Raw genomic sequence first — 20,736 nt, 5'->3', positions numbered from 1 at the left:
CTTCCACGGCAATACCGTACTAAAAACGTGATCAATCACAAACGAGAGCGGGAAAGAATTTCACTTAGTTGTTTAATGTGATAAAAATCACACTTATTGATGTAATACTTACACGTTGCTGATAGTCAGGTACGAAGATGGATGAAAAAATTCAAAGAAGTCTGGGAGGGAAGCTGGCGCTGTGGGCGTTTTATGCCTTTTGTTTTTACTTCCTCTGGATGATGGTGCGTTTTTTTTGGGTAGTGAGTGGTATCCAGGCTCCACCGGGCGCGGCCTCTGACGGGCCGATGACGACAATTTCCGGTCACTGGTTAAGCGCACTGCTCGGTGCCGGCGTGTTAGGTGCGGTGGGTATGCTGCTTGGCGCAATTGCCTGGTATACCCGGCCCCGTGAGGATTAAATTGCCAGGCCATTGATGCTAGCATCGCGGAACACGCTTTCAGGAGAACCTGCGATGACGCTTGATGACTGGCAAACCTGCTTCGAAAACTTCCTTCAACAGCATTTTACGCACCAGGACGGCGCCCACGATATTGCTCATTTTCGTCGCGTATGGTGTACCGCGCAGCGCATCATGGACGATAGCGCGACGCCGCTGACCGTTCTCGCGGCCTGCTATTTTCACGACATCGTAAATCTGCCAAAGAACCACCCTGAACGCCATCTCGCTTCCCGTTATGCCGCGGAGAAAGCGCTAACCCTGCTCGCCAGCCATTTTCCCGCCTTCCCCGAGGCGCTTTATCCGGACGTTTACCATGCTATTGAAGCGCACAGCTTCAGCGCCGGTATCACGCCACAAAGCATTGAAGCCAAAATCGTTCAGGATGCGGACCGGCTGGAGGCGCTCGGTGCCATTGGTCTGGCACGGGTGTTCTACGTTTCTGGCCAACTGGGGCGGCCGCTGTTTGATGCAGAGGATCCCTTTGCGCAGCAGCGCGAGCCGGATGATAAACGCTGGGCGCTGGATCATTTTCAAACCAAGTTGCTTAAGCTGCCTGCCACCATGCAGACTGAAAAAGGGCGCGAACTGGCCCGTCACAACGCCAATTATCTGGTGAAATTTATGGCCAAACTTGCCGCCGAGCTGCGCGGCGAACATCATCAGTATGACGAGGATGTGATGCGTCAATTTGCGTTGTAACCCGGCGGCGTCGGGTTTTGTGATACTCTTAAGGCAATTCGTTCTGAATGGCTTATGTAATGCTGGAAAATCAATCTGCTATGACGCAGTGCGCGTCATCCGGGCACGGCGCGTCTGACGCCTCTGTCGCCATTTTGCGTAAACTGAGCGAGATCTACGACACCAAAACAGTTTTGCAGGTGTTGAATGACGCAGGCGTTCAGAAATGGAACCGCACACACCTTAAACGCGAGCTTGAAGGGGACACAGCCTTTCGGCTTCATGCTGGCGAAGTCTCACGGCTGGCGGCGCTGTTGCCGTCGCCGCCTGCGCATCATCCCCACTATGCATTCCGCTTTGTCGATCTGTTCGCCGGTATCGGCGGTATCCGCCGGGGGTTCGAATCCATCGGTGGGCAGTGCGTTTTTACCAGCGAGTGGAATAAACACGCGGTGCGCACCTATAAAGCCAACTGGTTTTGCGACGCGGATCAGCACACGTTTAATGAAGATATCCGCGACGTCACGCTAAGCCACCAGGCGGAAATTAGCGATGACGAGGCGTTCGCCCACATCGATAAAACCATGCCGGATCATGATGTACTGCTGGCGGGCTTCCCCTGTCAGCCGTTTTCCCTGGCGGGGGTATCCAAGAAAAACGCCTTAGGCCGCGCCCACGGATTTGCCTGTGATACCCAGGGCACGCTGTTTTTCGATGTGGCGCGCATTATCGCGGCGAAAAAACCGGCGATTTTTGTGCTGGAAAACGTCAAAAACCTGAAGAGCCATGATAAGGGCAACACCTTTCGCATCATCATGCAAACCCTGGACGAGCTGGGTTATGAGGTGGCAAATGCCGGGGACGCTGGCCCGGACGATCCCAAAATCATCGACGGCAAAAACTTTTTACCCCAGCACCGCGAGCGTATCGTGCTGGTGGGCTTCCGGCGGGACCTCAATCTTCACCAGGGTTTTACGTTGCGTGATGTAAACAAATTTTTCCCTGACAGACGGCCTGCGATCGGTGAATTACTGGATACTGCCGTTGACGCGCGTTACATCCTTAGCCCGATATTGTGGAAATATCTTTATCGTTATGCCAAAAAACATCAGGCGAAGGGCAACGGCTTTGGATTTGGCATGGTTGACCCGCGCGATCCGTCCAGCGTGGCGCGCACGCTGTCTGCCCGTTATTACAAAGACGGCGCAGAAATTCTGGTCGATCGCGGCTGGGATAAAGCGCTCGGCGAAGCCGATTTCGATCATCCCGCCAACCAGCTACAACGCCCGCGCCGCCTGACGCCACGCGAATGCGCGCGGTTGATGGGGTTTGAAGCGCCGAAGCAAAGTGAATTCCGCATTCCGGTGTCGGATACCCAGGCCTACCGGCAGTTCGGCAACTCGGTGGTGGTGCCGGTGTTCGCGGCGGTCGCTAAACTACTTGAATCACGCATTTTTCAGGCGGTGGCAAAGCGTAAGGAGTAAGGCATGGCGGATGTCCACAGTAAGGCGATACGCAGCAAAAATATGCGGGCGATTGCGACACGCGACACCGCCATTGAAAAACGCCTCGCGCCGCTACTGACCGCCATGGGCTTTGACTGGCGGGCGCAGGACGCCGCCCTTGCCGGCAAGCCCGACTTCGTGATTGAGGCGTACCGTTGCGTTATCTTTACCCACGGCTGTTTCTGGCATCATCACGACTGCTATCTGTTTAAAGTGCCCGCCACGCGTACCGACTTCTGGATGACCAAAATCAACAGCAACGTTGAGCGGGATCGGCGCGACGTTGCGCGGCTGCGGGCAGCAGGCTGGCGGGTGCTGATTATCTGGGAATGCGCGCTGCGTGGTCGGAGCAAACTGTCCGACGAGGCGCTGTGCGAGCGGGTAGAAGAGTGGGTATGCGGCGGAGGCGACTGCGCCGAAATCGATCTTCAGGGCATCCATGCCCTGTAGCGTTATTTTTCTACCGGGCAGGGCTCAACCACCGGCTTTCCCGGGAAAAAATATTTCCCCAGCGTTACCAGCACTACCGCGAAAATGATAATGCCCAGCGCCAGCCATTCGGTTGGCGACAGGTTTTCCCCACCAAAATGGGTGCCCAGCAGCACCGCCACCACCGGGTTAACGTAGGCATAACTGGTCGCCACAGCGGGAGTGACATTACGGATCAAATACATATAGGCGTTGATGGCGATTAACGAGCCAAACACGGCCAGATAGCCCACGGCGAGAAAACCGGAGAGATCGGGCATCGCGGTAAGTTTTTCACCGGTCACCCGCGAAGCCACCATCAGCACAATCCCGGCAGCCAGCATTTCAATCGCGCCCGCCATCATGCCGGTCGGCAGCGCAATCCGCGATCCATACACTGACCCGAAGGCCCAGCTCAGGGAGCCGATCAGGATCAGCAGCGCGCCCCACGGGTTGCCGTTGAGATTGCCGCCGCTGTTCAGCAGCACAATGCCGGCAAGGCCGATGGCGATCCCCAGCCATTCAATCTTGCGGGTTTGAATACCGAAAAAGCGGCTAAAAATCAGGGTAAACAGCGGAACGGTGGCAACCATTACCGCGGCAATGCCGGACGGCACGTTTTGATGCTCAGCGACGGTCACGAACCCGTTGCCTACCGCCAGCAGCAGGACGCCGATCAGTGCGGCATTCAGTAGCGGACGCAGGGCAGGCAGCTTATGGCCGGTCGCCAGCAGTATCGCCAGCAGCAGCAAACCCGCCGCCAAAAAACGCACCCCGGCCATCATAAACGGCGGCCAGCTTTTTACCCCAACGGCGATAGCAAAATAGGTTGAACCCCAGATGATATAGAGCGCAAAGAGCGACCCAATCAGGGGCAACAGTTTTCCGAAACGCATACTCCCTCACGACTTGATTAAGAAAACACGAATGCGGCGTCGCCATAACGACGCCAAAAAAATTGCGAAAAACGAGACGCTTCAATCCGGCAGAGAAGAAGCATAACGGGCTAATAGTGAACGACAAAACTACTCCAGGCGCGAGCACTTTAATGTTCGCAAACGGTTAAATAAATGTTGACATAAAGGTCCTGAAAACAGATAGCGCAAAAAGGCGGCGAAAAGCGCTGAATCTGTCGCGTGGGCCAGCGCCAATATTCCGATTACCACGCAGTTTATTACCGTTCACATCGCTTTTGTTCCATACTTTGGGGCATTAAAACCAGACAGAAGGAAGTTAACTTTGGCCGGGAGTAGTTTATTAACACTGTTAGATGATATCGCCACGCTACTGGATGACGTGTCGATGATGGGCAAGCTGGCGGCAAAAAAAACCGCCGGGGTATTGGGCGATGATTTATCACTTAACGCCCAGCAAGTTTCCGGCGTACGCGCCAACCGCGAGCTGCCCGTGGTCTGGAAAGTGGCGAAAGGCTCTTTTATCAACAAACTGATTCTGGTGCCGCTGGCCCTGATTATCAGCGCCTTTGCGCCCTGGGCCATCACGCCGTTGCTGATGATCGGCGGCGCGTTTCTCTGCTACGAAGGGGTAGAGAAAGTGGTCCACTCCTGGCAGGCGCGCAAGCACAAAGAGACCCCGGAAGAGCGCCAGGCGCGGCTTGATGCCATTGCCGGGCAGGATCCGCTGGTGTATGAGCGGGATAAAGTGAAAGGCGCGATTCGCACCGACTTTATTCTCTCCGCCGAAATCGTGGCGATAACCCTCGGCATCGTGGCGGAAGCACCGCTGTTGAACCAGGTGCTGGTGTTATCCGGGATCGCCATTGTGGTCACCATTGGGGTGTACGGCATCGTTGGGATTATCGTTAAGCTCGACGATCTGGGTTTCTGGCTGGAGAAAAAGGCTTCCGCGCTCGCCAGGGCCGTGGGTAAAGGGTTGCTGGTAACCGCACCCTGGTTGATGAAAGCGCTGTCGATTTTGGGCACCCTGGCGATGTTTCTGGTGGGCGGCGGTATTGTGGTGCACGGCATTGGCCCGGTTCATCACGCCATTGAACACTGGGCGGAGCAGGGCGGCGGCATAGGGCAGGCGCTGCTGCCGTTAGCGATGAACCTGGTGCTGGGCTTTATTATCGGCGCGGTGGTGCTGACGGTCGTGAATATGATTTCCCGGCTGCGCGGCAAACCCGCTCATTAGGATTTTTCCTCAAAATACGCGCGGGCACCAGGCAAAAATCACCATAATTGTCTATGTTTTAAACGTTTCGCACTGATTAAGGAGGCAGGTATGGTCTTTGTGGTCAGCGATGAAGTTAAACGCAAAAATGGTGGTCCGCGCATGGTGGTGACCGGATATTCAAGCGGCATGGTGGAATGCCGCTGGTATGACGGGTACGGCGTGCAGCGTGAAGCTTTTCGTGAAGACGAATTGACCGTGGGGAAACTCGCTTCACGTGAAGAAGACCATTGACCGCACGTCAGCAATGCTCGCGCATTGATGATAAAGAGGGAAACCGCAGGGTTTCCCTCTTTATTTCTGCCCGGCCTCTAACCGCCTGGCGCGAATTTATGGCGCGATTCTGACAGCGCATCTTCAACGTTATGCCAAACTACTTGTTAGATTCCGGGCAGTTTTCAGGGAGCGTTGTCTGTGTCGGCAAAAATCCAACAACACGCATGGCGAACCAGGCACCCGATAAAAATCGTTAATTTTTGCTTTCTGGTGGTGTTTCTCTGTTCCACTTTACTCACCTGGCGAGAAATCGTGGTGCTGCAAAATGGCTGGACCGCCAGTCAGAAAAACCGCATTCAAAGCGTTGCCGCAGCGCTCGATCGCCATCTTCAGTACAGCGTGGATAAGCTGCAATTTTACCGCGCCGCCATGCAGCACGCCCTGAGCTCGCCCATTTCCACTAACCGCACCGATGCGGCGCTGGCGCAGTTTGACCAACAGCGCCAGTCCGGGGCCTGGCAAATCCGCCTCGATACGCAACGCGGTCTGCCGGTGAATGGCGTTTCCGACGATCGGGTTCGGCAAAATCCGCTACTCGCCCGCGACGAACAGCGGCTGGAGAACGAACTGATCGCCGCGCTGGAGTTTGGCGCGATCCTGCAACTGGCCGATCCCCAACAGGACCGGCAGCGCCGCACGTTTTACACCTCGCGCGCCGGTTTTTATCTCTCCAGCACGCCCCATGCCGCGTCTGATGATATTGCGTCCCGCTATCACCGGCTGGTGACGCGGCCCTATTTCCACAGCCATACCCGGCGCAATAATCCCGATCGCGGAGTGCGCTGGACGCATGCCCGGGAAGCGAATCGTCAGGAGGACCAGGTGGTGACCGCCAGCCTGCCGCTGGATTATCAGAATCAGTGGTATGGCGTGCTGGCGATGGATTTCTCGCTGGGCACCATGAATGATTTTTTAAACCAGGCGATGTTTCGCCGCGAGAACGGTGAAATACTGCTGCTGGATAATCAGTTTCAGGTTATTGCTTCATCGGCGGAACCGGTGCCCACCGGCAGCGTATTGAGCGACAGCGAACGCGAACGGCTCATTCGCGAAATGGCGGAGCATAACGAGGGGGGAGCGCTGATCGACACCCGTTACGTCAGCTGGGCGAAACTCAATTTTTTCGATGGGGTGCTGATCCGGGTCTATTCTCTGAAGCAAAGCCTGGGCGGCGAGTTCGGCAGTATCTTACTGGTGCTGGGGCTGCTTTGGGCGCTGTTCTCGCTGATGCTGTTAGGCTCGTGGTACGTGATCCGCAGGATGGTACGCAACATGTTCGCCATGCAGGAAACCCTGCAATGGCGCGCCTGGTACGATGCGCAAACGCATCTGTTTAATCGCGGCGCGTTTCTTGAACGCGCCAGGCAGATTGCCCGACGCTGCCAGCAACAGCAGTTGCCGCTGTGCGTTATCCAGCTCGATCTCGATCATTTCAAACGGATCAATGATACCTGGGGCCATCAGACCGGCGATAAGGCGCTCTCCCATGCGGCCAGTATTCTGCGCCAGTCGCTGCGCGGCAATGATATTGCCGGGCGCGTAGGGGGCGAGGAGTTTTGCATTGTTCTGCCGGAGACCTTACTGCCAGAGGCGGTCGCGATTGCTGAACGCATCCGCGAGCGGCTGAGCAATAAAGAGATTCTGGCGCGCCAGAACACCACGATCCGCATCAGCGCCTCGTTTGGCGTAAGCTGCGCCGTGCTGGAAGGCGATTACGATTTTGAACATCTGCAATCAATTGCTGACCGACGGTTGTATCAGGCCAAGCTGGCGGGACGCAACCGCGTCTGTTCATCAGACGGATGAGCCCAGAAAATAATTGAGGCCTTCGCACCAGCCCTCCGGCCCGTATGCCCGGGTGCGATACACCCGCTGCGGATGGTCATTTTTCACCACCACAGGCTGTTTGCTGTACCCCTTAATAATCACGGCATAATCTGCCACATCGAGCATCGACACATCGTTAGGGCTGTCACCCACGCCGATAGTGGTCGGGCGGCGGCCTTCGCGATGGCGGTACTGATCGATAAGCCAGGTCAGCGCAGATCCTTTACCGCCGCGTTGATCCAGCACGTGCCAAAAATGCCCGCCTTCCATCATGCACAGGCCGAGGTTATTCAGGGCATCGTTAAATGTCGATAAACGGTCATCGCTGTCACGCCAGATCAGGGTCTGCGACGCCTCCTGAAGTTTTGCCAGGGCAATCATTTTTGGCGTCAGGCCGGTGAGTTCGCCAATCATCGCGTCGTCAACATCATCGTAGGTCGTGAATTTATAACCTTCCGACTGGCGCAATTCTTCCAGCACTTTACGGATTGACTCATGCGTGTCGCCATTGATCACGCGCGGGTAATCTGAGTGATCGTCCCACTCGTCATTGAGCTGGATCACCGCGCCGTTTTCCGCAATAAAGGCTTCACCCTGTAGACCGAGCTCGTTCTGAATCGCGATAGTTTCCGCAGCGGTTTTGCTGCTGCACAGGATGACCGGGATGTGGTGTTCGCGCAGGCTGTCCAGCACAGGAAGCGCAGCGGTCCACTGCTGGGTATGGCTATCAATCAGGCAACCATCAAGATCGGAAACAATAATCAGCGAGTCAGTCAATGAAGGCATAAAGGATCCTTAATTATTGCGGCACACGAAACGGGGCTTCCCGGCAGTCCAGGAATAATCCCAATCAACGTCCGGTTTTTGTTCACAACGCGTCATAACATTCTCTCTCGTGCCGCGACAGCACAGGGGAGCAAGATATTCCTCTGATAAATTCCAAATTAGTACACATTTATGAGGTGAATATATCCTTGTCATGCAAAAAAATTGCCTATATGGTGAGTGTCGCATCAGATTTCCTGGTGTAACGAATTTTAAATATTTCTTGCTCAGCAAGTTTATCCCGGCGCCCCCGCCGGGATATTTTTATCTAGCGGTTCAGTTCGCTGACCGAAAAGTCATGAATGTCCAGTTCAAACGCGTCGGCGAGCTCGGAATAGGTGTGGTAGTCATGTCCGTTAACGCTCACCCGCGGCGGCTCTTCGCCATCTTCCACCGGGCGGACTTCGCTTTCGCTGATCTCGTTAATCGCGGCAAGCAGCGCATCAACATCAATCTCCACTTCCCGGTGTTGGGCATCGCTAAACTCTTTTACCGTCTTCATTGGCAGTACCTCGCGCAGTAAGCCTGCTATTAAGTGTAGTCGATAGAAAAAGGGGCTTATCGCCCGGGTATCCCCGTGCCAGAAAATGAGAATTGTTCTAAACTGCCACTATCACTACGGGAGGAGAAGTTATGAAGATTAACGATCGGGTCACGGTTAAAACGGATGGGGGTCCGCGTCGGCCAGGGGTTGTGCTGGCAGTGGAGCCGTTTAACGAAGGCACGATGTATCTGGTGTCGCTGGAAGATTACCCGATGGGGATTTGGTTCTTTAACGAGAAAGATCACCCCGACGGCATTTTCGTCGAAAAAATCGATTAATTCCCCGGCAGGATGATGTTAATCCATCTCCAGCGCTGCCAGAGATGGGTTACTGCTTAACGCATATTCACGAATATTCCGCTGGTCACGTTGTCTGCCAGGCGCACAACATGGTAAATAACCTGTTTGTTATGGGTTTTAATTTTTCGCTTAATATTACCCTTATGGGATGACACGGTTTTAGCTTTAATATTCATCTGATCGGAAATTTGGATCGTTCCCTGTCCCGACATCCACATACGCAACATACTCGATTCCGTTCGGCTTAAAGAGAGTGTCGGTAATGCGATATTTCCTAAACCCTCCGCAGCATTAGTCAGAGAATTCCCTAATAATTCGTCTAGTGATTCCGGTTTAATCGATTTAGAGCTAATTAATAAGTTTTTTCTTACCCGCAAATACTCATCGAAATGAAGATTGGCAATAGACATAAAAACGATAAATAACGTTCCGGGATGTTGATTAATGATCTGCCTGATGCGCTGGCTGCTTTCGGCGTCATGAATAAAGCAATCCTCATTAATAAACACCACGTGCGGCTGCGTTGACCGACACTGTTGGCCAAGGCTTTCAACATCATTCACTTGTATTATTTTTCGTTTTCGTACCCCCCGGCTGACTAAATATCCGATTAGTCCCAGCCTGGTATAGCTACATAAATCCATGATGATCGTTGACATAGCGTACCCTCACTCATCGCGTTATCCGTTAAAACACAACGAATCCTTTGCCCCTTCTGCATCGTGCGCCCGTGGAAATAATTGACATGGGTGAAATATTTGCCGGGCGGCAGCAGGCAGATTGCCGTTAATATTCAGGCGTCAACACTATCCCGTAAAGGCGTTGTTAATTTGCCAGGAAAGGTCTTAAAGTAAATCGAATGTAAAGGAATGTGAGAATACTAAAATCATATAAGCCGCGTCAGCGTTATGCTGGTGGATGTTATTTGATTCTGGTTTTAGGATTTACCTTACCATTCCTGCACAATGTTCAGGGAGATGGCGAAGCGGGAATTTCACTCAAAATATCGCTTAATAAGGAAAAGATCTCACTGAATAAATGTTCGCAGAATGGCGCGATTAATGGCATCAGCGCAATAATTACCACCATGCCGACGGAGAGCGTCAGCGGGAAGCCGATAACAAACACCGACAGCTGTGGCGACATGCGATTCAATAAACCGAGCGCAAGGTTCAGCGTCAGTAATAGCGTCACCATCGGGAGCGCCAGCATCAGGCCGTTCAGGAAAATCAGCCCGCCGGATTTGGCCAGCGCGTAAAAGGCGTTGGTATTAAGCGGATTGCCGTTAATCGGCAGGGTGTGAAACGTATCCACCAGCATCGATATCAGCCACAAATGGCCGTTCAGGCTCAAAAACAGCAGCATCGCCAGCATATCGAGAAAACGCGCCAGCACCGGCATATTCAGTTTGCTGCCGGGATCAAAGAACGTCGCGAACGACAACCCCATCTGCAGGCCGATAATTTCACCGGCGGTACGCACCGCGGCGAAGGCAAACTGCATGGTAAAGCCGAGCGCGATGCCGATCAGGATTTGTTGGATTGCCAGCCAGAAGCCTTCAACGGAGAAAATGGTCACATCGCTGGCGGGGATGGTGGGCGCGACAATCCAGGTGATCATAAACGCCAGGCCAATTTTGACCCGCTTGCTGATCACCCGTTCGCCAAGGATCGGCGCGGTAGACACCAGCGCCAGCACGCGCAGCAGCGGCCAGAAGTACAGGCTAAGCCAGTGAAGCCATTGGTCGCTGGTGATATGCAGCATCAGATCAGCCGATGATATACGGCAGGTTGCTGAACAGGGTGCGAACGTAATCCAGCAGCAGGTTAAGCATCCACGGGCCCGCCACCACGATTGCCACGAACACCGCCAGAATTTTCGGGATAAACGACAGGGTCATTTCGTTAATCTGGGTGGCGGCTTGCAGAATGCTAATGATAAGGCCGGTGACCAGCGCCACCAGCAGCAGCGGGGCAGCCAGCGCGAGCGCCACTTTCATCGCCTCGGTGCCCATCATCATGACCGATTCCGGCGTCATCGGCGTTCTCCGTTAACTGTAAAAACTTTGCGCAAGGGAACCCACCAGCAGTTGCCAGCCGTCTACCAGCACAAACAGCATCAGCTTAAAGGGCAGGGCGATGGTCGCAGGCGGCACCATCATCATCCCCAGCGCCATCAGCACGCTGGCGATCACCAGGTCGATAATCAGGAACGGGATAAAAACCGTAAAGCCAATCTGGAACGCGGTTTTCAGCTCGCTGGTCACGTAGGCGGGCAGCAGGATACGCATCGGCACCGCTTCCGGCCCTTCCAGCGAAGGGATATTCGCCAGGCGGGCGAACAGCGCCAGATCCGCCTGACGGGTCTGACGCAGCATGAATTCGCGCAGCGGCTGAGCGCCTTTTTCCAGCGCCACCTCCATGGTGATCTTGTTTTCGCTGAATGGTTGATAGGCATCGGTGTAAATCTTGTCCAGCACCGGCGACATAATAAAAAACGTCAGAAACAGCGCCAGCCCGAGCAGTACCTGATTGGGCGGCGCGGACGGCGTACCCAGCGCGTTGCGCAGCAGGCCAAACACAATAATGATGCGGGTAAAACTGGTCATCATTAACAGAACGGCGGGCAAAAAGGTCAGCGAGGTGATAAACACCAGGGTCTGAACCGGCAGCGACCAGCTCTGGCCGCCGTTGGCCAGCGGCTGGCTGACGATACCGGGCAGTTGCGCCATGGCGGGTGTCGCCATCAGGCCGAGCATAACAAGCAATAAAGAGAGGCGACGCATCAACGTTTACCGTTTCGGGAAAGCAAATTTTTCATCAGATTTTGAAACTCGGCGGGCTGCGATGGCGTAACCGCCGTTTCTGCCGGAGCCGGGGGCAGGGTATGCAGATGGGTAATCTGCGACGCCGTGACGCCCAGCACCAGACGGGCGTCTTCCACTTCCACCACCACGATGCGCTCGCGGGTGCCGAGGCTGACGCTGCTGCGCAGTTTCACCTCTTTGCTCAGCCCGCTTTTGGCGCTGAAGCCAAAGCGCTTCGCCAGCCATCCCGCCAGTAAAATCAGCAAAATAATCACCGCCAGCGCGCCGCTGATCTGCATCAATGACGAACCGGCTTGCGGCATGGCCTGCGGTGCGGCGACGGTGGCGGTCTGGGCTGTCATTTAGCGGCTCAGACGACGCATGCGTTCGGACGGGGTGATGATATCGGTGATGCGCACGCCGTATTTATCGGCGACCACAACCACTTCACCCTGCGCGATCAAATAGCCATTGATCAAAATATCCAGCGGCTCACCCGCGAGACCTTCCAGCGCCACCACCGAACCCTGGGTCAGACGCAGCAGCTCTTTGATGGTCATACGGGTGCGGCCCAGCTCCACGGTCAGCTTGACCGGGATATCCATAATCAAATCGATATCCTGTAACGTCCCGCTGACGTCGCCGCCTTCCAGCGCGCGAAACACGCTGTCGGCGCTGCTTTTGGTCGCGGATTTCTGTTCACTCATGGCTTCAGCCCACAGATCGTCCACGGAGCCGTTATCGTCGGACGGATTGTTAATGTCACTCATTTGGGCTGTTCCTCATTCAGCGAATGTAAAATCGGGTTGATCAGGTGTTCAACGCGCAGTGCGTACTGGCCGTTTACCGTTCCGTACTGGCTGGTCAGTACCGGTACGCCATCCACATGGGCGATAATGCGATCCGGTTTTTCGATGGGCAGCACATCGCCCGGTTTTAATTTGAGAATATTCGACAGGCGCATCGAGATATCCGCGAAGTTCGCCACCAGTTCCAGCTCCGAGTGCTGCACCTGGCGCACCAGGTTCTCACGCCAGTTCTGGTCTTCATGGCGGGAGTTTTCCAGCGGCGGGTTAACCAGCAGCTCGCGCAGCGGCTCGATCATGCTGAACGGCAGACAGATGTTGAACTCGCCGGTCAGGTTGCCGATTTCCACGTGGAACGGGGTGTTCACCACAATATCGTTCGGCGAGGTAGTGATGTTGGTGAACTTCACCTGCATCTCGGAACGCACATACTCCACGTCCAGCGGGTTAATCGCTTTCCACGCATCGCTGTAGGACTCCAGCGCCAGCTTCAGCATGCGCATAATCACGCGCTGTTCGGTGTGGGTGAACTCGCGGCCTTCCACCTTGGTGGGGAAGCGCCCGTCGCCGCCGAACAGGTTATCCACGGCGATAAACACCAGGCCTGGCGAAAACACAAACAGCCCGGTGCCGCGCAGCGGTTTTAAGTGGATCAGGTTCAGGTTGGTCGGCACCGGCAGGTTGCGGGCAAACTCGTGATAGGGCTGAATGCGGATCGCGCCCACGGTAATATCCGGGCTACGACGCAGCAGGTTAAACAGCCCCATACGGAACTGACGGGCGAAACGCTCGTTGATGATCTCCAGCGCCTGGAGACGCTCGCGCACCACCCGGCGTTGGGTATTAGGATCGTAAGGGCGAATATCGCTGTCGCTAACGCCAGCCTTTTTTTGTTCAACGTTGTCGTCGCTATCGCCATTCAACAACGCGTCGATTTCGGCCTGTGAAAGAATACTGTCGCCCATGGGTCTACCGCAGAATAAAAGCTGTGTACAGCACGTCGGTCACGACCTGCTTCGGTTGGCCTGCCACCAGCGGCTGGGCAAGCGTGTCTTTAATGGCTTCAACCAGTTTCTGTTTACCTTCGTCCGTGGCGAGTTGCTCCGCGTTCTGACGTGAGAACAGCAGTAGTAAACGGCTGCGGATTTCCGGCAGGTATTCACTCAGACGCTGACGTGTGGCCTCGTCTTTCAGACGCAGCGTGATGCCGATATACAGCACCCGGTCAGCGTCGCCGAGGTTAACCGTAAACGTATCCAGAGCGTAAAACACCGGCGCCGGCGGCGGCTCGGGTTCCGCTTTTACTGGCGTGTCCGGCGTTTGTTGCATCCGCCAGTAGCTGTATCCTGCGGTGGCGCAGGCAGCAAGAGTAATGAGCACCAGTAACGGGATCCAGATGGAGCGTTTACGGCTTTTAGTGATTGCGCTGTCAGTCATCTGACCGTGTTTCCTCTATCAGTACTGCATAGTGGCTGATTATCCCGTGTCTGCGGGCGGTTAAAGCCTGGAAAAGACGTGAATATTCACGCTACCTCAGGCGTTAGGCGAAGATATCCACCGCGTTATCGCCACGGGCGATTCGCTGCAGGCTGGCAGGAGCCGCCACGCTCTCTTCGCCGCTACCGGAAAAACTAAACTGGCTGCCGCGTGAGCCGCCCTGCTGGGGCTGGCCTTGCTGCTGCTGTTGCCCGGCAAAGTTCTCGCTGCTGATATCGCTCTGGCCCAGCTGAATGCCGCTTTCCGCCAGCTGCGTGCGCAACGTCGGCAGCGCGGCTTCCAGCGCTGCGCGCACGTGGCTGTGCGGCGAAACAAACTGCATCTGCGCCAGGTTATCGTCGATTTTTAGCGAGATATGCACCTGGCCCAGATCTTCCGGGTTAAGGCGCAGTTCGGCGCTTTGCTGGCCGTTACGGGTCATCAGCGTGACGTGCTGGCTGAACGCCTGCTGCCATTCGGCGGTGCCCAGCTGGGCATTCAGCACCGCGGTATGCGGGGTAGCCATGGCTGCGCCGGTCGGCACGGTTGACGTCGTGGCGCTACTCACCAGCGGCTGCAACGCCGATGGCGTGGTCGGGCTACTGGCGTTGGTGTCGTTAAACAGTTTTTCAGCGTTGCTGGCGGCGTGCACCGCATCAGGTTGCTGGGGTGCAACGGCAGCCGTCGGCTGGGCCTGGGCCGTTAAGGCCTGAGTATCCGTGCGGGTTTTACCATCGCTTTTCATGTCGGCGCGCGCATCGCCAGTCAGCGATTTCGCCAGCGAGCCTGTCGCGGTGGCGATTGCCGCCGTTGCCGTCGTGCTGGCCTGACCGCTGACGCTTTCTTTCGCCAGCGCAGCGGTTTGCTGGTGAGGCAGCATTGCGAACAGGGCAGTTAATGCTGCCATATCCTGCTCGTCGAGTGGCTTATCCTCTTTGACGCTGTGAATGTTGTCGGCCACGCTGGCTTCAGCAGTGACGGTGGCGTCGGGCTGGCTGTCCATGAGGGGATGCAGTCCCACCAGCATCGCTTCAGGCAGGGTTTTTGCCCCGGAGTCAGCCTCCCCGGCGAATTCACCCGGTTTTAACGTCAGTTTCTGGGCGCCGTTTGCCAGCGCGTCGAGATCAAGAGACTGACCGTCGCCGATGCCGGGCATCGCCTGGCTAAGCAACGCCAGAAAAGATTCCCCGAGTGGGGCGCTTTTGTCAGACACCGCCAGCCCGGCAATATCGCCTTCAGGGAGCAGTGAAATTTTAGGTAATGTAATCATTCGCTTTTCCGAAATGACGCGCGCTGCGCAAACTCATCCATACGTTTTTGATCGAGCCGGTTTTCCGCCAACAGCGCGGCGCTGGCCTGACGATCGGAAAGCGTCTGCCATGCCTGCAAACGCTGCTTTTTTTCTTTCCAGAAACCCAGTGCCTGATCGACTTTTGAATTCCACTGCATTAACTGCTGACGGTGTTGTTCAATCGCTTTTTCCAGCGTCTGGATAAACTGTTGGTAGTTTTGCCAGCGGGTACTGGCGATACCCTGGCTCATATCCTGGTTCAGGTTGCTGCGGTACTCGTGCTGATAGTCGATCAGCATATTGAGCTGATCCTGGGCCTGCTGGCACCCCCGCCGCATTTCACCTAACCGCAAAGCCGCGTCATCGACTTCTTTTTCAGCCAGATCTTTTAAGGTGTTAAGTGCATTGCTCTGACTCATGGTTACCTCACTCACGCCTCGTTACACCGTCGGGAAGATCAGCTCCAGCGCCTGTAGCGAATTCCCGACGTCGGCACGCTCGAAAATGCCCTGTTGTAAAAACGCTTCCAGCTGCGGCCAGAGCGCGATGGCCTTATCCAGTAACGGATCGCTGCCTTTGGCGTATGCCCCCACGCTCACCAGATCGCGGTTGCGTTGAAAACTCGACAGTAACTGCTTAAACATCCGCACCCGGGCGTAGTGTTGTTCGGTGATCAATGCCGTCATGGCGCGGCTGATGGAGGCTTCAATATCGATGGCCGGATAGTGGCCCGCTTCCGCCAGGCGGCGCGACAGGACGATGTGGCCGTCGAGGATCGCGCGCGCTGAATCGGCGATGGGGTCCTGCTGATCGTCGCCTTCGGTCAGGACGGTATAAAACGCGGTGATCGAGCCGCCGCCAGTGATACCGTTGCCCGCACGCTCCACCAGCGCCGGCAGTTTGGCGAATACCGAAGGTGGGTAGCCTTTGGTGGCGGGCGGTTCGCCGATCGCCAGCGCGATTTCACGCTGGGCCATGGCGTAGCGGGTCAGGGAATCCATAATCAGCAGCACATGCTGGCCGCGATCGCGGAAATCTTCGGCGATGCGCGTGGCGTAGGCCGCGCCCTGCATACGCAGCAGGGGAGAGACGTCCGCCGGGGCGGCGATCACCACCGAGCGGGCGCGCCCCTCAGAGCCGAGGATGTTTTCGATAAAATCTTTGACTTCACGGCCACGCTCGCCTATCAGGCCGACGACAATCACGTCGGCCTGGGTGTAACGGGCCATCATGCCTAACAGTACGCTTTTGCCGACGCCGGAACCGGCGAACAGACCCATACGCTGGCCGCGTCCGACGGTGAGCAGGGCGTTAATCGGGCGTACGCCCACGTCCAGCACGTCTTCAATTGGGGTTCGCTGTAACGGGTTGAACGGCGGGGTGATCAGCGCGCCGGTGGATTCGGTTTCCGGCGCGGGCAGGCCGTCGAGCGGTTTGCCGCTGCCGTCCAGTACGCGGCCCAGCAGCTCCGGGCCCAGCGGCAGTTGTTTACCGCTTTGCAGATTGTCGCCCACAGTGTGGCGGGCATAGACCCGCGCGCCGGGCAAGATGCCTTCGACTTCTTCCAGCGGCATCAGAAACAGTTTCTGGCCGTTGAAACCCACCACTTCGCTTTCCACTTCCTGGGTCTGGCTGCCGCTCTGGCGCTCGATGATACAGGTGGCCCCCAGCGGCAGTTGCAGGCCGGTGGCTTCCAGCACCAGACCCGTGGCGCGGGTCAACCGCCCGTAGCGGCGCACCGGCGGCAGTTGGGCGATTTTGGCTTCAAAGGCGTCAAGGGACGCCAGCCAGCGGGTAAGCCGGGCGGTCATTACACCACTCCCGGCGCGGCGAGGCGGCAGAGCTCCTGCCAGCGGGTGGCAACGCTGGCGTCGAGATCGCCTTCGTCCGCCGACACTTTACAGCCGCCGGGGTGCAGCGTCGGGTCGCCGCGCAGCCGCCAGCCGTGCAGGCTCAGGGTCGCGCCCAGCATCTCTTCCACGCGCTGTAAATCATCCGGGTGTACGCGCAACTGCGGCTTGCCGCTGAACAGCGGCTCCTGCTGCAACAGCAGCTGGATCTGTTTGATCAGGGCGTTGTTGTCGACGCCAGCGGACTGGCCGATCACCTGGCGCGCGGCCTCCAGCGCCATCTGCATCAGACGCGAGGCGATTACGCTGTCGAGGGCGTCGAGGGTGTTCTGGAATTCACTCACCAGCAACTGCATCCGGGCATGCACCGGGGCCTGCTGGTTGCGGGCTTCCGCCATGCCCTGTTCGACGCCTTTCTGGAAACCTTCCTGGCGGCCCTGTTCAAACCCCTGGGCGCGGCCTTCGGCGGCGCCCGCGTTATAACCCTGCTCGTGGGCCTGGGTTTGCAGCATCGCCAGCTGCTGTTGCAGCCGTTGCTCCTGCTGGGCGGCGGTGAGCTCAGTATCAGGCTCCGCCGCGTCCGGCATGACAAATTCGGTGGCGGGTGGGGCGAGATCGTCAGGCAGCCAGCGCTGCCAGGCCGGTTGGTTAGACATAGGTATCCTCGCCGCTGCCAATCACCATCTCGCCGGTTTCCGCCAGACGACGGACAATCAGCAGAATTGCCTTCTGCTCGTTCTCCACCTGGGAGAGACGCACCGGGCCACGGTTGGCCAGGTCGTCGCGCAGGATATCCGCCGCGCGCTGGGACATATTGCGCAGGAACTTCTCGCGCAGCGGCTGTTCGGCACCTTTGAGCGCCACCAGCAGCGATTCGGAATCCACTTCCTGCAACAGGCGCTGAATACTGCGGTCGTCCACTTCCACCAGATTTTCGAACAGGAACATCTCGTCGATAATTTTCTGCGCCAGATCGCCGTCGAACTCGCGTACCGCCGTGATAACCGCTTCTTCCTGCTGGGTTTTCATCAGGTTGATAATCTCGGCTGCGGTTCTTACGCCGCCCATTTTGCTGCGCTTGAGATTCTGGCCGTCGAGCAGGTTGTTGAGCACTTCGGTCAGCTCCGCCAGCGCGGCCGGCTGGACGCCGCCGAAGGTGGCGATACGCAGCATGACATCGTGACGCAGACGCTCGTCAAACAGGGCAAGAATATCCGCCGCCTGGCCGCGTTTGAGGTGGACCAGGATGGTGGCGATAATCTGCGGATGCTCGTCGCGAATAAGATCGGCGGCGCTCTGCGGCTCCATAAAGTTGAGCGTTTCCATGCCCGAGGTGGTCTCTTTGGTATCGAGAATATCCTCCAGCAGGCTGGCGGCGCGCTCTTCGCCCAGCGCTTTGATCAGCACCGAACGCAGATAGTCGTTGGCGTTGACGCTCAGTGCCGCGAACTGCTCGGCTTCCTGTTCAAACTCCGCCAGCACTTCGGTCAGTTGCTTGTTGGAGATCTGGCGCACGTTGGCCATCGCGGCGCTCAGGTGTTGCACTTCGCGCGGGGAGAGGTGTTTGAACACCTCTGCCGCCCGGTCTTCGCCGATGGTCATCAGCAAAATAGCGCTTTTATCGGTACCGGTCAGTTCACTCATAGTTCGTTACTCATCCACTGGCGAATGACCAGCGCCACCACGCGCGGATCGTTATCAGACATTTCACGGATACGCTGGCTCATCACCTCGGCGCTCAGGCGCTGGGTGGTGCGGCGCTGCTGGGTTTGCTCGTCGCGAGTCAGGCGAACTTCCACCGCATCTTCCATCTCTTTCTGCTGGCGAGCCACTTCCTGGACGGCTTTGGTCTCTTCGGCGCGGCGCTGTAGCTGCGGACGTACCGCTTTACGCCACAGCAGCCAGGCGACAATCAGTACAATCAGCCAGCGGCCTGCGGACATCAGCTGATCGATGAAGCTCTGCTGCTGCCAGAACGGCAGTTCGCCACCGGTTTCCAGCGTTTCGGTGAACGGCGAGTTCACCACGTTCAGGGTATCGCCGCGCGTGTCGCTAAAGCCCATCGCTTCCCGCGTCAGATCTTCGATCTGCTTCATCTGATCGTTGGTCAGCGGCAGCGGTTTGCCGTCCGGCAGCGTGCGGTAGTTGACCACCACCGCCACGGACAGACGCTGCACATCGCCGGTGTTCATTTTGGTATGGCGAATGGTGCGATCGACTTCGTAGTTGGTGGTTTCATCGCGCTGCGTATTGCGCGGCACCGCGCTGTTGTTATTGGCCGTTTGCGTGCGCTGGCCGTTGTTCTGGGCGTTTTGCGGGTTTTGAGCCGGTGGCGCGTCGATAGGCGCGTTATTGGCCGGCGCAGGCTGGTTTGACAGTGCGCCCGGCACGCCGCCCGGTAAGCCGCTGCCGATTTGCTCGTTACTGTTTAACTGGCGCGAACGGATGGCGGCCTGGTTGGGATCGTTATTCGGGCGGTACTGCTCTTCGGTTTGTTCTTTGCTGGCGAAGTCGATTTGCGCGGTCACCTGGGCGTGAACGTTGCCGTTACCCACGATAGGACCGAGGATCGCTTCGATGCGGCGCTGCACGCGGCCTTCAACGTCGGCGGCGTACTTCAGTTGCGCATCGTTCAGATCGCGCCCGGCGGTGCTGGAGGGGGTTAACAGGTGCCCCCCCTGATCCACCAGCGTCACGTTGCCCGGCGGCAGACCGGCTACCGCGCTGGAGACCATATGCACCACGGCGGTGATCTGCCCTTCATCCAGCGCGCGGCCCGGCTCCAGATTCACCGTCACGGAAGCGGAAGGGGCTTTTTGCTCGCGGACAAACAGCGATGGCTTTGGCATGGCAAGGTGAACGCGGGCGCTTTTCACCGGGCCTAAGGTTTCGATGGTGCGGGACAGTTCGCCTTCCAGCGCGCGCTGGTAGTTGACCTGCTCGCTGAACTGGCTGATGCCGAACTTTTCCTGATCCAGCAGTTCGAAGCCGACCGCGCCGCCTTTCGGCAGGCCCAGCCCGGCCATCTTCAGGCGCAGCTCGTGTACGTTATCCGCCGGAACCATAATGGCGCCCCCGTTATCGGAGAACCGATAGGGGACGTTCATTTGGGTGAGCTGAGTGACGATGGCGCCGCCATCTTTTTCGCTCAGGTTACTGTACAGAACGCGGTAATCCGGGGTTTTCGCCCACAGGACCAGGGCCACGATAATCGCGACCGCGGCCGCGCTGGCGACCATCAACGGAATACGAGGATTTGCTCGCAGGCGGGTTAACCATTCGTTGGCTTTATTTGCTGGCGCTTGAGCCGGAGCAGCGGTATTCATCGCGCACCTCGACGCTCAGCGTGGACAACAATTTTGGTGTTATGAAGCAAAACGGACTCCCGGGTGCAACGTGCACAATAACTTCCACAATGATGGCGCTGCCATTATTTGGCTTTCCAGGAA

The 20,736-nt window shown here is 57.0% G+C and carries 25 protein-coding genes; 8 read left to right on the top strand and 17 right to left on the bottom strand.

Going from position 1 to position 20,736, the window contains the following annotated elements:
- The first annotated feature begins 137 nt into the window (after nt 1-137).
- The 4 genes from drpB (at nt 138) to GV764_RS20150 (ending at nt 3,076) form a co-directional block, all read left to right on the top strand.
- Nucleotides 138-401: a cell division protein DrpB gene (drpB, locus tag GV764_RS20165; protein WP_161661717.1), complete on the top strand. Its 264-nt coding sequence runs from the start codon at nt 138-140 to the stop codon at nt 399-401.
- Between the two features lie 54 nt (nt 402-455).
- Nucleotides 456-1,142, top strand: a complete 687-nt coding sequence (locus tag GV764_RS20160) for a phosphohydrolase (protein WP_161661715.1) — start codon at nt 456-458, stop codon at nt 1,140-1,142.
- Between the two features lie 80 nt (nt 1,143-1,222).
- Complete coding sequence (locus GV764_RS20155) at nt 1,223-2,605, top strand: DNA cytosine methyltransferase (RefSeq protein ID WP_476561227.1); 1,383 nt, start codon at nt 1,223-1,225, stop codon at nt 2,603-2,605.
- Between the two features lie 3 nt (nt 2,606-2,608).
- Complete coding sequence (locus GV764_RS20150) at nt 2,609-3,076, top strand: very short patch repair endonuclease (protein ID WP_161661710.1); 468 nt, start codon at nt 2,609-2,611, stop codon at nt 3,074-3,076.
- A 2-nt stretch (nt 3,077-3,078) separates the two neighbouring features.
- On the opposite strand, the gene yedA is transcribed toward GV764_RS20150, so the two are convergent.
- Nucleotides 3,079-3,990, bottom strand: coding sequence for a drug/metabolite exporter YedA (yedA, locus tag GV764_RS20145; protein ID WP_161661709.1), 912 nt, complete (start codon nt 3,988-3,990; stop codon nt 3,079-3,081).
- Between the two features lie 343 nt (nt 3,991-4,333).
- Here yedA and GV764_RS20140 point away from each other — a divergent pair, with 343 nt between their 5' ends.
- The 3 genes from GV764_RS20140 (at nt 4,334) to dgcQ (ending at nt 7,369) form a co-directional block, all read left to right on the top strand.
- Complete coding sequence (locus tag GV764_RS20140; RefSeq protein ID WP_161661707.1) at nt 4,334-5,248, top strand: DUF808 family protein; 915 nt, start codon at nt 4,334-4,336, stop codon at nt 5,246-5,248.
- Between the two features lie 90 nt (nt 5,249-5,338).
- Nucleotides 5,339-5,521 (top strand): YodC family protein, encoded by a 183-nt coding sequence (locus GV764_RS20135; protein WP_161661705.1) that lies wholly within the window; start codon nt 5,339-5,341, stop codon nt 5,519-5,521.
- 180 nt (nt 5,522-5,701) lie between these two features.
- Nucleotides 5,702-7,369 (top strand): cellulose biosynthesis regulator diguanylate cyclase DgcQ, encoded by a 1,668-nt coding sequence (dgcQ, locus tag GV764_RS20130; RefSeq protein WP_161661703.1) that lies wholly within the window; start codon nt 5,702-5,704, stop codon nt 7,367-7,369.
- Here the strand turns inward: dgcQ and GV764_RS20125 are convergent.
- Together GV764_RS20125 and yodD are read right to left on the bottom strand one after the other, a co-directional pair.
- Nucleotides 7,358-8,176 carry a mannosyl-3-phosphoglycerate phosphatase-related protein gene (locus GV764_RS20125; RefSeq protein WP_161661701.1) on the bottom strand — a complete coding sequence of 273 codons (819 nt, stop codon included), beginning with the start codon at nt 8,174-8,176 and terminating at the stop codon, nt 7,358-7,360. The two genes, dgcQ and GV764_RS20125, sit on opposite strands and share 12 nt — an antisense overlap.
- Before the next feature lie 307 nt (nt 8,177-8,483).
- Nucleotides 8,484-8,717, bottom strand: a complete 234-nt coding sequence (gene yodD, locus GV764_RS20120) for a YodD family peroxide/acid resistance protein (RefSeq protein WP_125292229.1) — start codon at nt 8,715-8,717, stop codon at nt 8,484-8,486.
- A gap of 131 nt (nt 8,718-8,848) precedes the next feature.
- On the opposite strand from yodD, the gene dsrB reads away from it, so the two are divergent.
- The gene (dsrB, locus tag GV764_RS20115) at nt 8,849-9,037 is read left to right on the top strand and encodes a protein DsrB (protein WP_161661699.1); all 189 of its coding nucleotides are present in this window, start codon (nt 8,849-8,851) and stop codon (nt 9,035-9,037) included.
- Between the two features lie 56 nt (nt 9,038-9,093).
- Here dsrB and rcsA read toward each other — a convergent pair whose 3' ends face one another.
- From rcsA to fliF, 14 genes are all read right to left on the bottom strand, one after another.
- Complete coding sequence (gene rcsA / locus GV764_RS20110) at nt 9,094-9,717, bottom strand: transcriptional regulator RcsA (RefSeq protein WP_161661697.1); 624 nt, start codon at nt 9,715-9,717, stop codon at nt 9,094-9,096.
- 310 nt (nt 9,718-10,027) lie between these two features.
- Nucleotides 10,028-10,822 (bottom strand): flagellar biosynthetic protein FliR, encoded by a 795-nt coding sequence (fliR, locus tag GV764_RS20105; RefSeq protein WP_161661695.1) that lies wholly within the window; start codon nt 10,820-10,822, stop codon nt 10,028-10,030.
- A gap of 4 nt (nt 10,823-10,826) precedes the next feature.
- Nucleotides 10,827-11,096, bottom strand: coding sequence for a flagellar biosynthesis protein FliQ (fliQ, locus tag GV764_RS20100; protein ID WP_002434937.1), 270 nt, complete (start codon nt 11,094-11,096; stop codon nt 10,827-10,829).
- Between the two features lie 12 nt (nt 11,097-11,108).
- Nucleotides 11,109-11,846 carry a flagellar type III secretion system pore protein FliP gene (gene fliP / locus GV764_RS20095; RefSeq protein ID WP_161661693.1) on the bottom strand — a complete coding sequence of 246 codons (738 nt, stop codon included), beginning with the start codon at nt 11,844-11,846 and terminating at the stop codon, nt 11,109-11,111.
- Nucleotides 11,843-12,226, bottom strand: coding sequence for a flagellar biosynthetic protein FliO (gene fliO / locus GV764_RS20090; protein ID WP_161661691.1), 384 nt, complete (start codon nt 12,224-12,226; stop codon nt 11,843-11,845). The genes fliP and fliO overlap by 4 nt, the downstream gene beginning before the upstream one ends.
- Nucleotides 12,227-12,634: a flagellar motor switch protein FliN gene (gene fliN, locus GV764_RS20085; RefSeq protein WP_161661688.1), complete on the bottom strand. Its 408-nt coding sequence runs from the start codon at nt 12,632-12,634 to the stop codon at nt 12,227-12,229.
- The gene (gene fliM / locus GV764_RS20080) at nt 12,631-13,635 is read right to left on the bottom strand and encodes a flagellar motor switch protein FliM (RefSeq protein WP_161661686.1); all 1,005 of its coding nucleotides are present in this window, start codon (nt 13,633-13,635) and stop codon (nt 12,631-12,633) included. The genes fliN and fliM overlap by 4 nt, the downstream gene beginning before the upstream one ends.
- Before the next feature lie 4 nt (nt 13,636-13,639).
- Nucleotides 13,640-14,107, bottom strand: coding sequence for a flagellar basal body-associated protein FliL (gene fliL, locus GV764_RS20075; protein WP_161661684.1), 468 nt, complete (start codon nt 14,105-14,107; stop codon nt 13,640-13,642).
- 103 nt (nt 14,108-14,210) lie between these two features.
- Nucleotides 14,211-15,416, bottom strand: coding sequence for a flagellar hook-length control protein FliK (locus tag GV764_RS20070; RefSeq protein ID WP_161661682.1), 1,206 nt, complete (start codon nt 15,414-15,416; stop codon nt 14,211-14,213).
- A complete protein-coding gene (gene fliJ, locus GV764_RS20065) occupies nt 15,413-15,856 on the bottom strand; it encodes a flagellar export protein FliJ (RefSeq protein ID WP_161661680.1) in 444 nt (147 codons plus the stop codon). Before fliJ ends, GV764_RS20070 begins: the two co-directional genes overlap by 4 nt.
- Before the next feature lie 21 nt (nt 15,857-15,877).
- Nucleotides 15,878-17,248, bottom strand: coding sequence for a flagellar protein export ATPase FliI (gene fliI, locus GV764_RS20060; RefSeq protein ID WP_161661679.1), 1,371 nt, complete (start codon nt 17,246-17,248; stop codon nt 15,878-15,880).
- Nucleotides 17,248-17,943, bottom strand: coding sequence for a flagellar assembly protein FliH (fliH, locus tag GV764_RS20055; RefSeq protein ID WP_161661677.1), 696 nt, complete (start codon nt 17,941-17,943; stop codon nt 17,248-17,250). The genes fliI and fliH overlap by 1 nt, the downstream gene beginning before the upstream one ends.
- A complete protein-coding gene (gene fliG / locus GV764_RS20050; RefSeq protein WP_125292217.1) occupies nt 17,936-18,931 on the bottom strand; it encodes a flagellar motor switch protein FliG in 996 nt (331 codons plus the stop codon). Before fliG ends, fliH begins: the two co-directional genes overlap by 8 nt.
- The gene (fliF, locus tag GV764_RS20045) at nt 18,928-20,613 is read right to left on the bottom strand and encodes a flagellar basal-body MS-ring/collar protein FliF (protein WP_161661675.1); all 1,686 of its coding nucleotides are present in this window, start codon (nt 20,611-20,613) and stop codon (nt 18,928-18,930) included. The genes fliG and fliF overlap by 4 nt, the downstream gene beginning before the upstream one ends.
- Nucleotides 20,614-20,736 lie beyond the last annotated feature (123 nt).

The sequence above is a fragment of the Atlantibacter hermannii genome (assembly GCF_009907385.1).
Classification (GTDB): Bacteria; Pseudomonadota; Gammaproteobacteria; order Enterobacterales; family Enterobacteriaceae; genus Atlantibacter; species Atlantibacter hermannii_A.
Note: the sequence above shows the minus strand (reverse complement) of the source record. Positions and strands in the feature narration are given on the sequence as shown.

Excerpts from the sequence above, each read along its gene's own strand:
- drpB (WP_161661717.1), top strand. The coding sequence starts at position 138 with ATGGATGAAAAAATTCAAAGAAGTCTGGGAGGGAAGCTGGCGCTGTGG.
- GV764_RS20160 (WP_161661715.1), top strand. The coding sequence starts at position 456 with ATGACGCTTGATGACTGGCAAACCTGCTTCGAAAACTTCCTTCAACAG.
- GV764_RS20155 (WP_476561227.1), top strand. The coding sequence starts at position 1,223 with ATGACGCAGTGCGCGTCATCCGGGCACGGCGCGTCTGACGCCTCTGTC.
- GV764_RS20150 (WP_161661710.1), top strand. The coding sequence starts at position 2,609 with ATGGCGGATGTCCACAGTAAGGCGATACGCAGCAAAAATATGCGGGCG.
- yedA (WP_161661709.1), bottom strand. The coding sequence starts at position 3,990 with ATGCGTTTCGGAAAACTGTTGCCCCTGATTGGGTCGCTCTTTGCGCTC.
- GV764_RS20135 (WP_161661705.1), top strand. The coding sequence starts at position 5,339 with ATGGTCTTTGTGGTCAGCGATGAAGTTAAACGCAAAAATGGTGGTCCG.
- GV764_RS20125 (WP_161661701.1), bottom strand. The coding sequence starts at position 8,176 with ATGCCTTCATTGACTGACTCGCTGATTATTGTTTCCGATCTTGATGGT.
- yodD (WP_125292229.1), bottom strand. The coding sequence starts at position 8,717 with ATGAAGACGGTAAAAGAGTTTAGCGATGCCCAACACCGGGAAGTGGAG.
- dsrB (WP_161661699.1), top strand. The coding sequence starts at position 8,849 with ATGAAGATTAACGATCGGGTCACGGTTAAAACGGATGGGGGTCCGCGT.
- rcsA (WP_161661697.1), bottom strand. The coding sequence starts at position 9,717 with ATGTCAACGATCATCATGGATTTATGTAGCTATACCAGGCTGGGACTA.
- fliR (WP_161661695.1), bottom strand. The coding sequence starts at position 10,822 with ATGCTGCATATCACCAGCGACCAATGGCTTCACTGGCTTAGCCTGTAC.
- fliQ (WP_002434937.1), bottom strand. The coding sequence starts at position 11,096 with ATGACGCCGGAATCGGTCATGATGATGGGCACCGAGGCGATGAAAGTG.
- fliO (WP_161661691.1), bottom strand. The coding sequence starts at position 12,226 with ATGACAGCCCAGACCGCCACCGTCGCCGCACCGCAGGCCATGCCGCAA.
- fliN (WP_161661688.1), bottom strand. The coding sequence starts at position 12,634 with ATGAGTGACATTAACAATCCGTCCGACGATAACGGCTCCGTGGACGAT.
- fliM (WP_161661686.1), bottom strand. The coding sequence starts at position 13,635 with ATGGGCGACAGTATTCTTTCACAGGCCGAAATCGACGCGTTGTTGAAT.
- fliL (WP_161661684.1), bottom strand. The coding sequence starts at position 14,107 with ATGACTGACAGCGCAATCACTAAAAGCCGTAAACGCTCCATCTGGATC.
- GV764_RS20070 (WP_161661682.1), bottom strand. The coding sequence starts at position 15,416 with ATGATTACATTACCTAAAATTTCACTGCTCCCTGAAGGCGATATTGCC.
- fliJ (WP_161661680.1), bottom strand. The coding sequence starts at position 15,856 with ATGAGTCAGAGCAATGCACTTAACACCTTAAAAGATCTGGCTGAAAAA.
- fliI (WP_161661679.1), bottom strand. The coding sequence starts at position 17,248 with ATGACCGCCCGGCTTACCCGCTGGCTGGCGTCCCTTGACGCCTTTGAA.
- fliH (WP_161661677.1), bottom strand. The coding sequence starts at position 17,943 with ATGTCTAACCAACCGGCCTGGCAGCGCTGGCTGCCTGACGATCTCGCC.
- fliG (WP_125292217.1), bottom strand. The coding sequence starts at position 18,931 with ATGAGTGAACTGACCGGTACCGATAAAAGCGCTATTTTGCTGATGACC.
- fliF (WP_161661675.1), bottom strand. The coding sequence starts at position 20,613 with ATGAATACCGCTGCTCCGGCTCAAGCGCCAGCAAATAAAGCCAACGAA.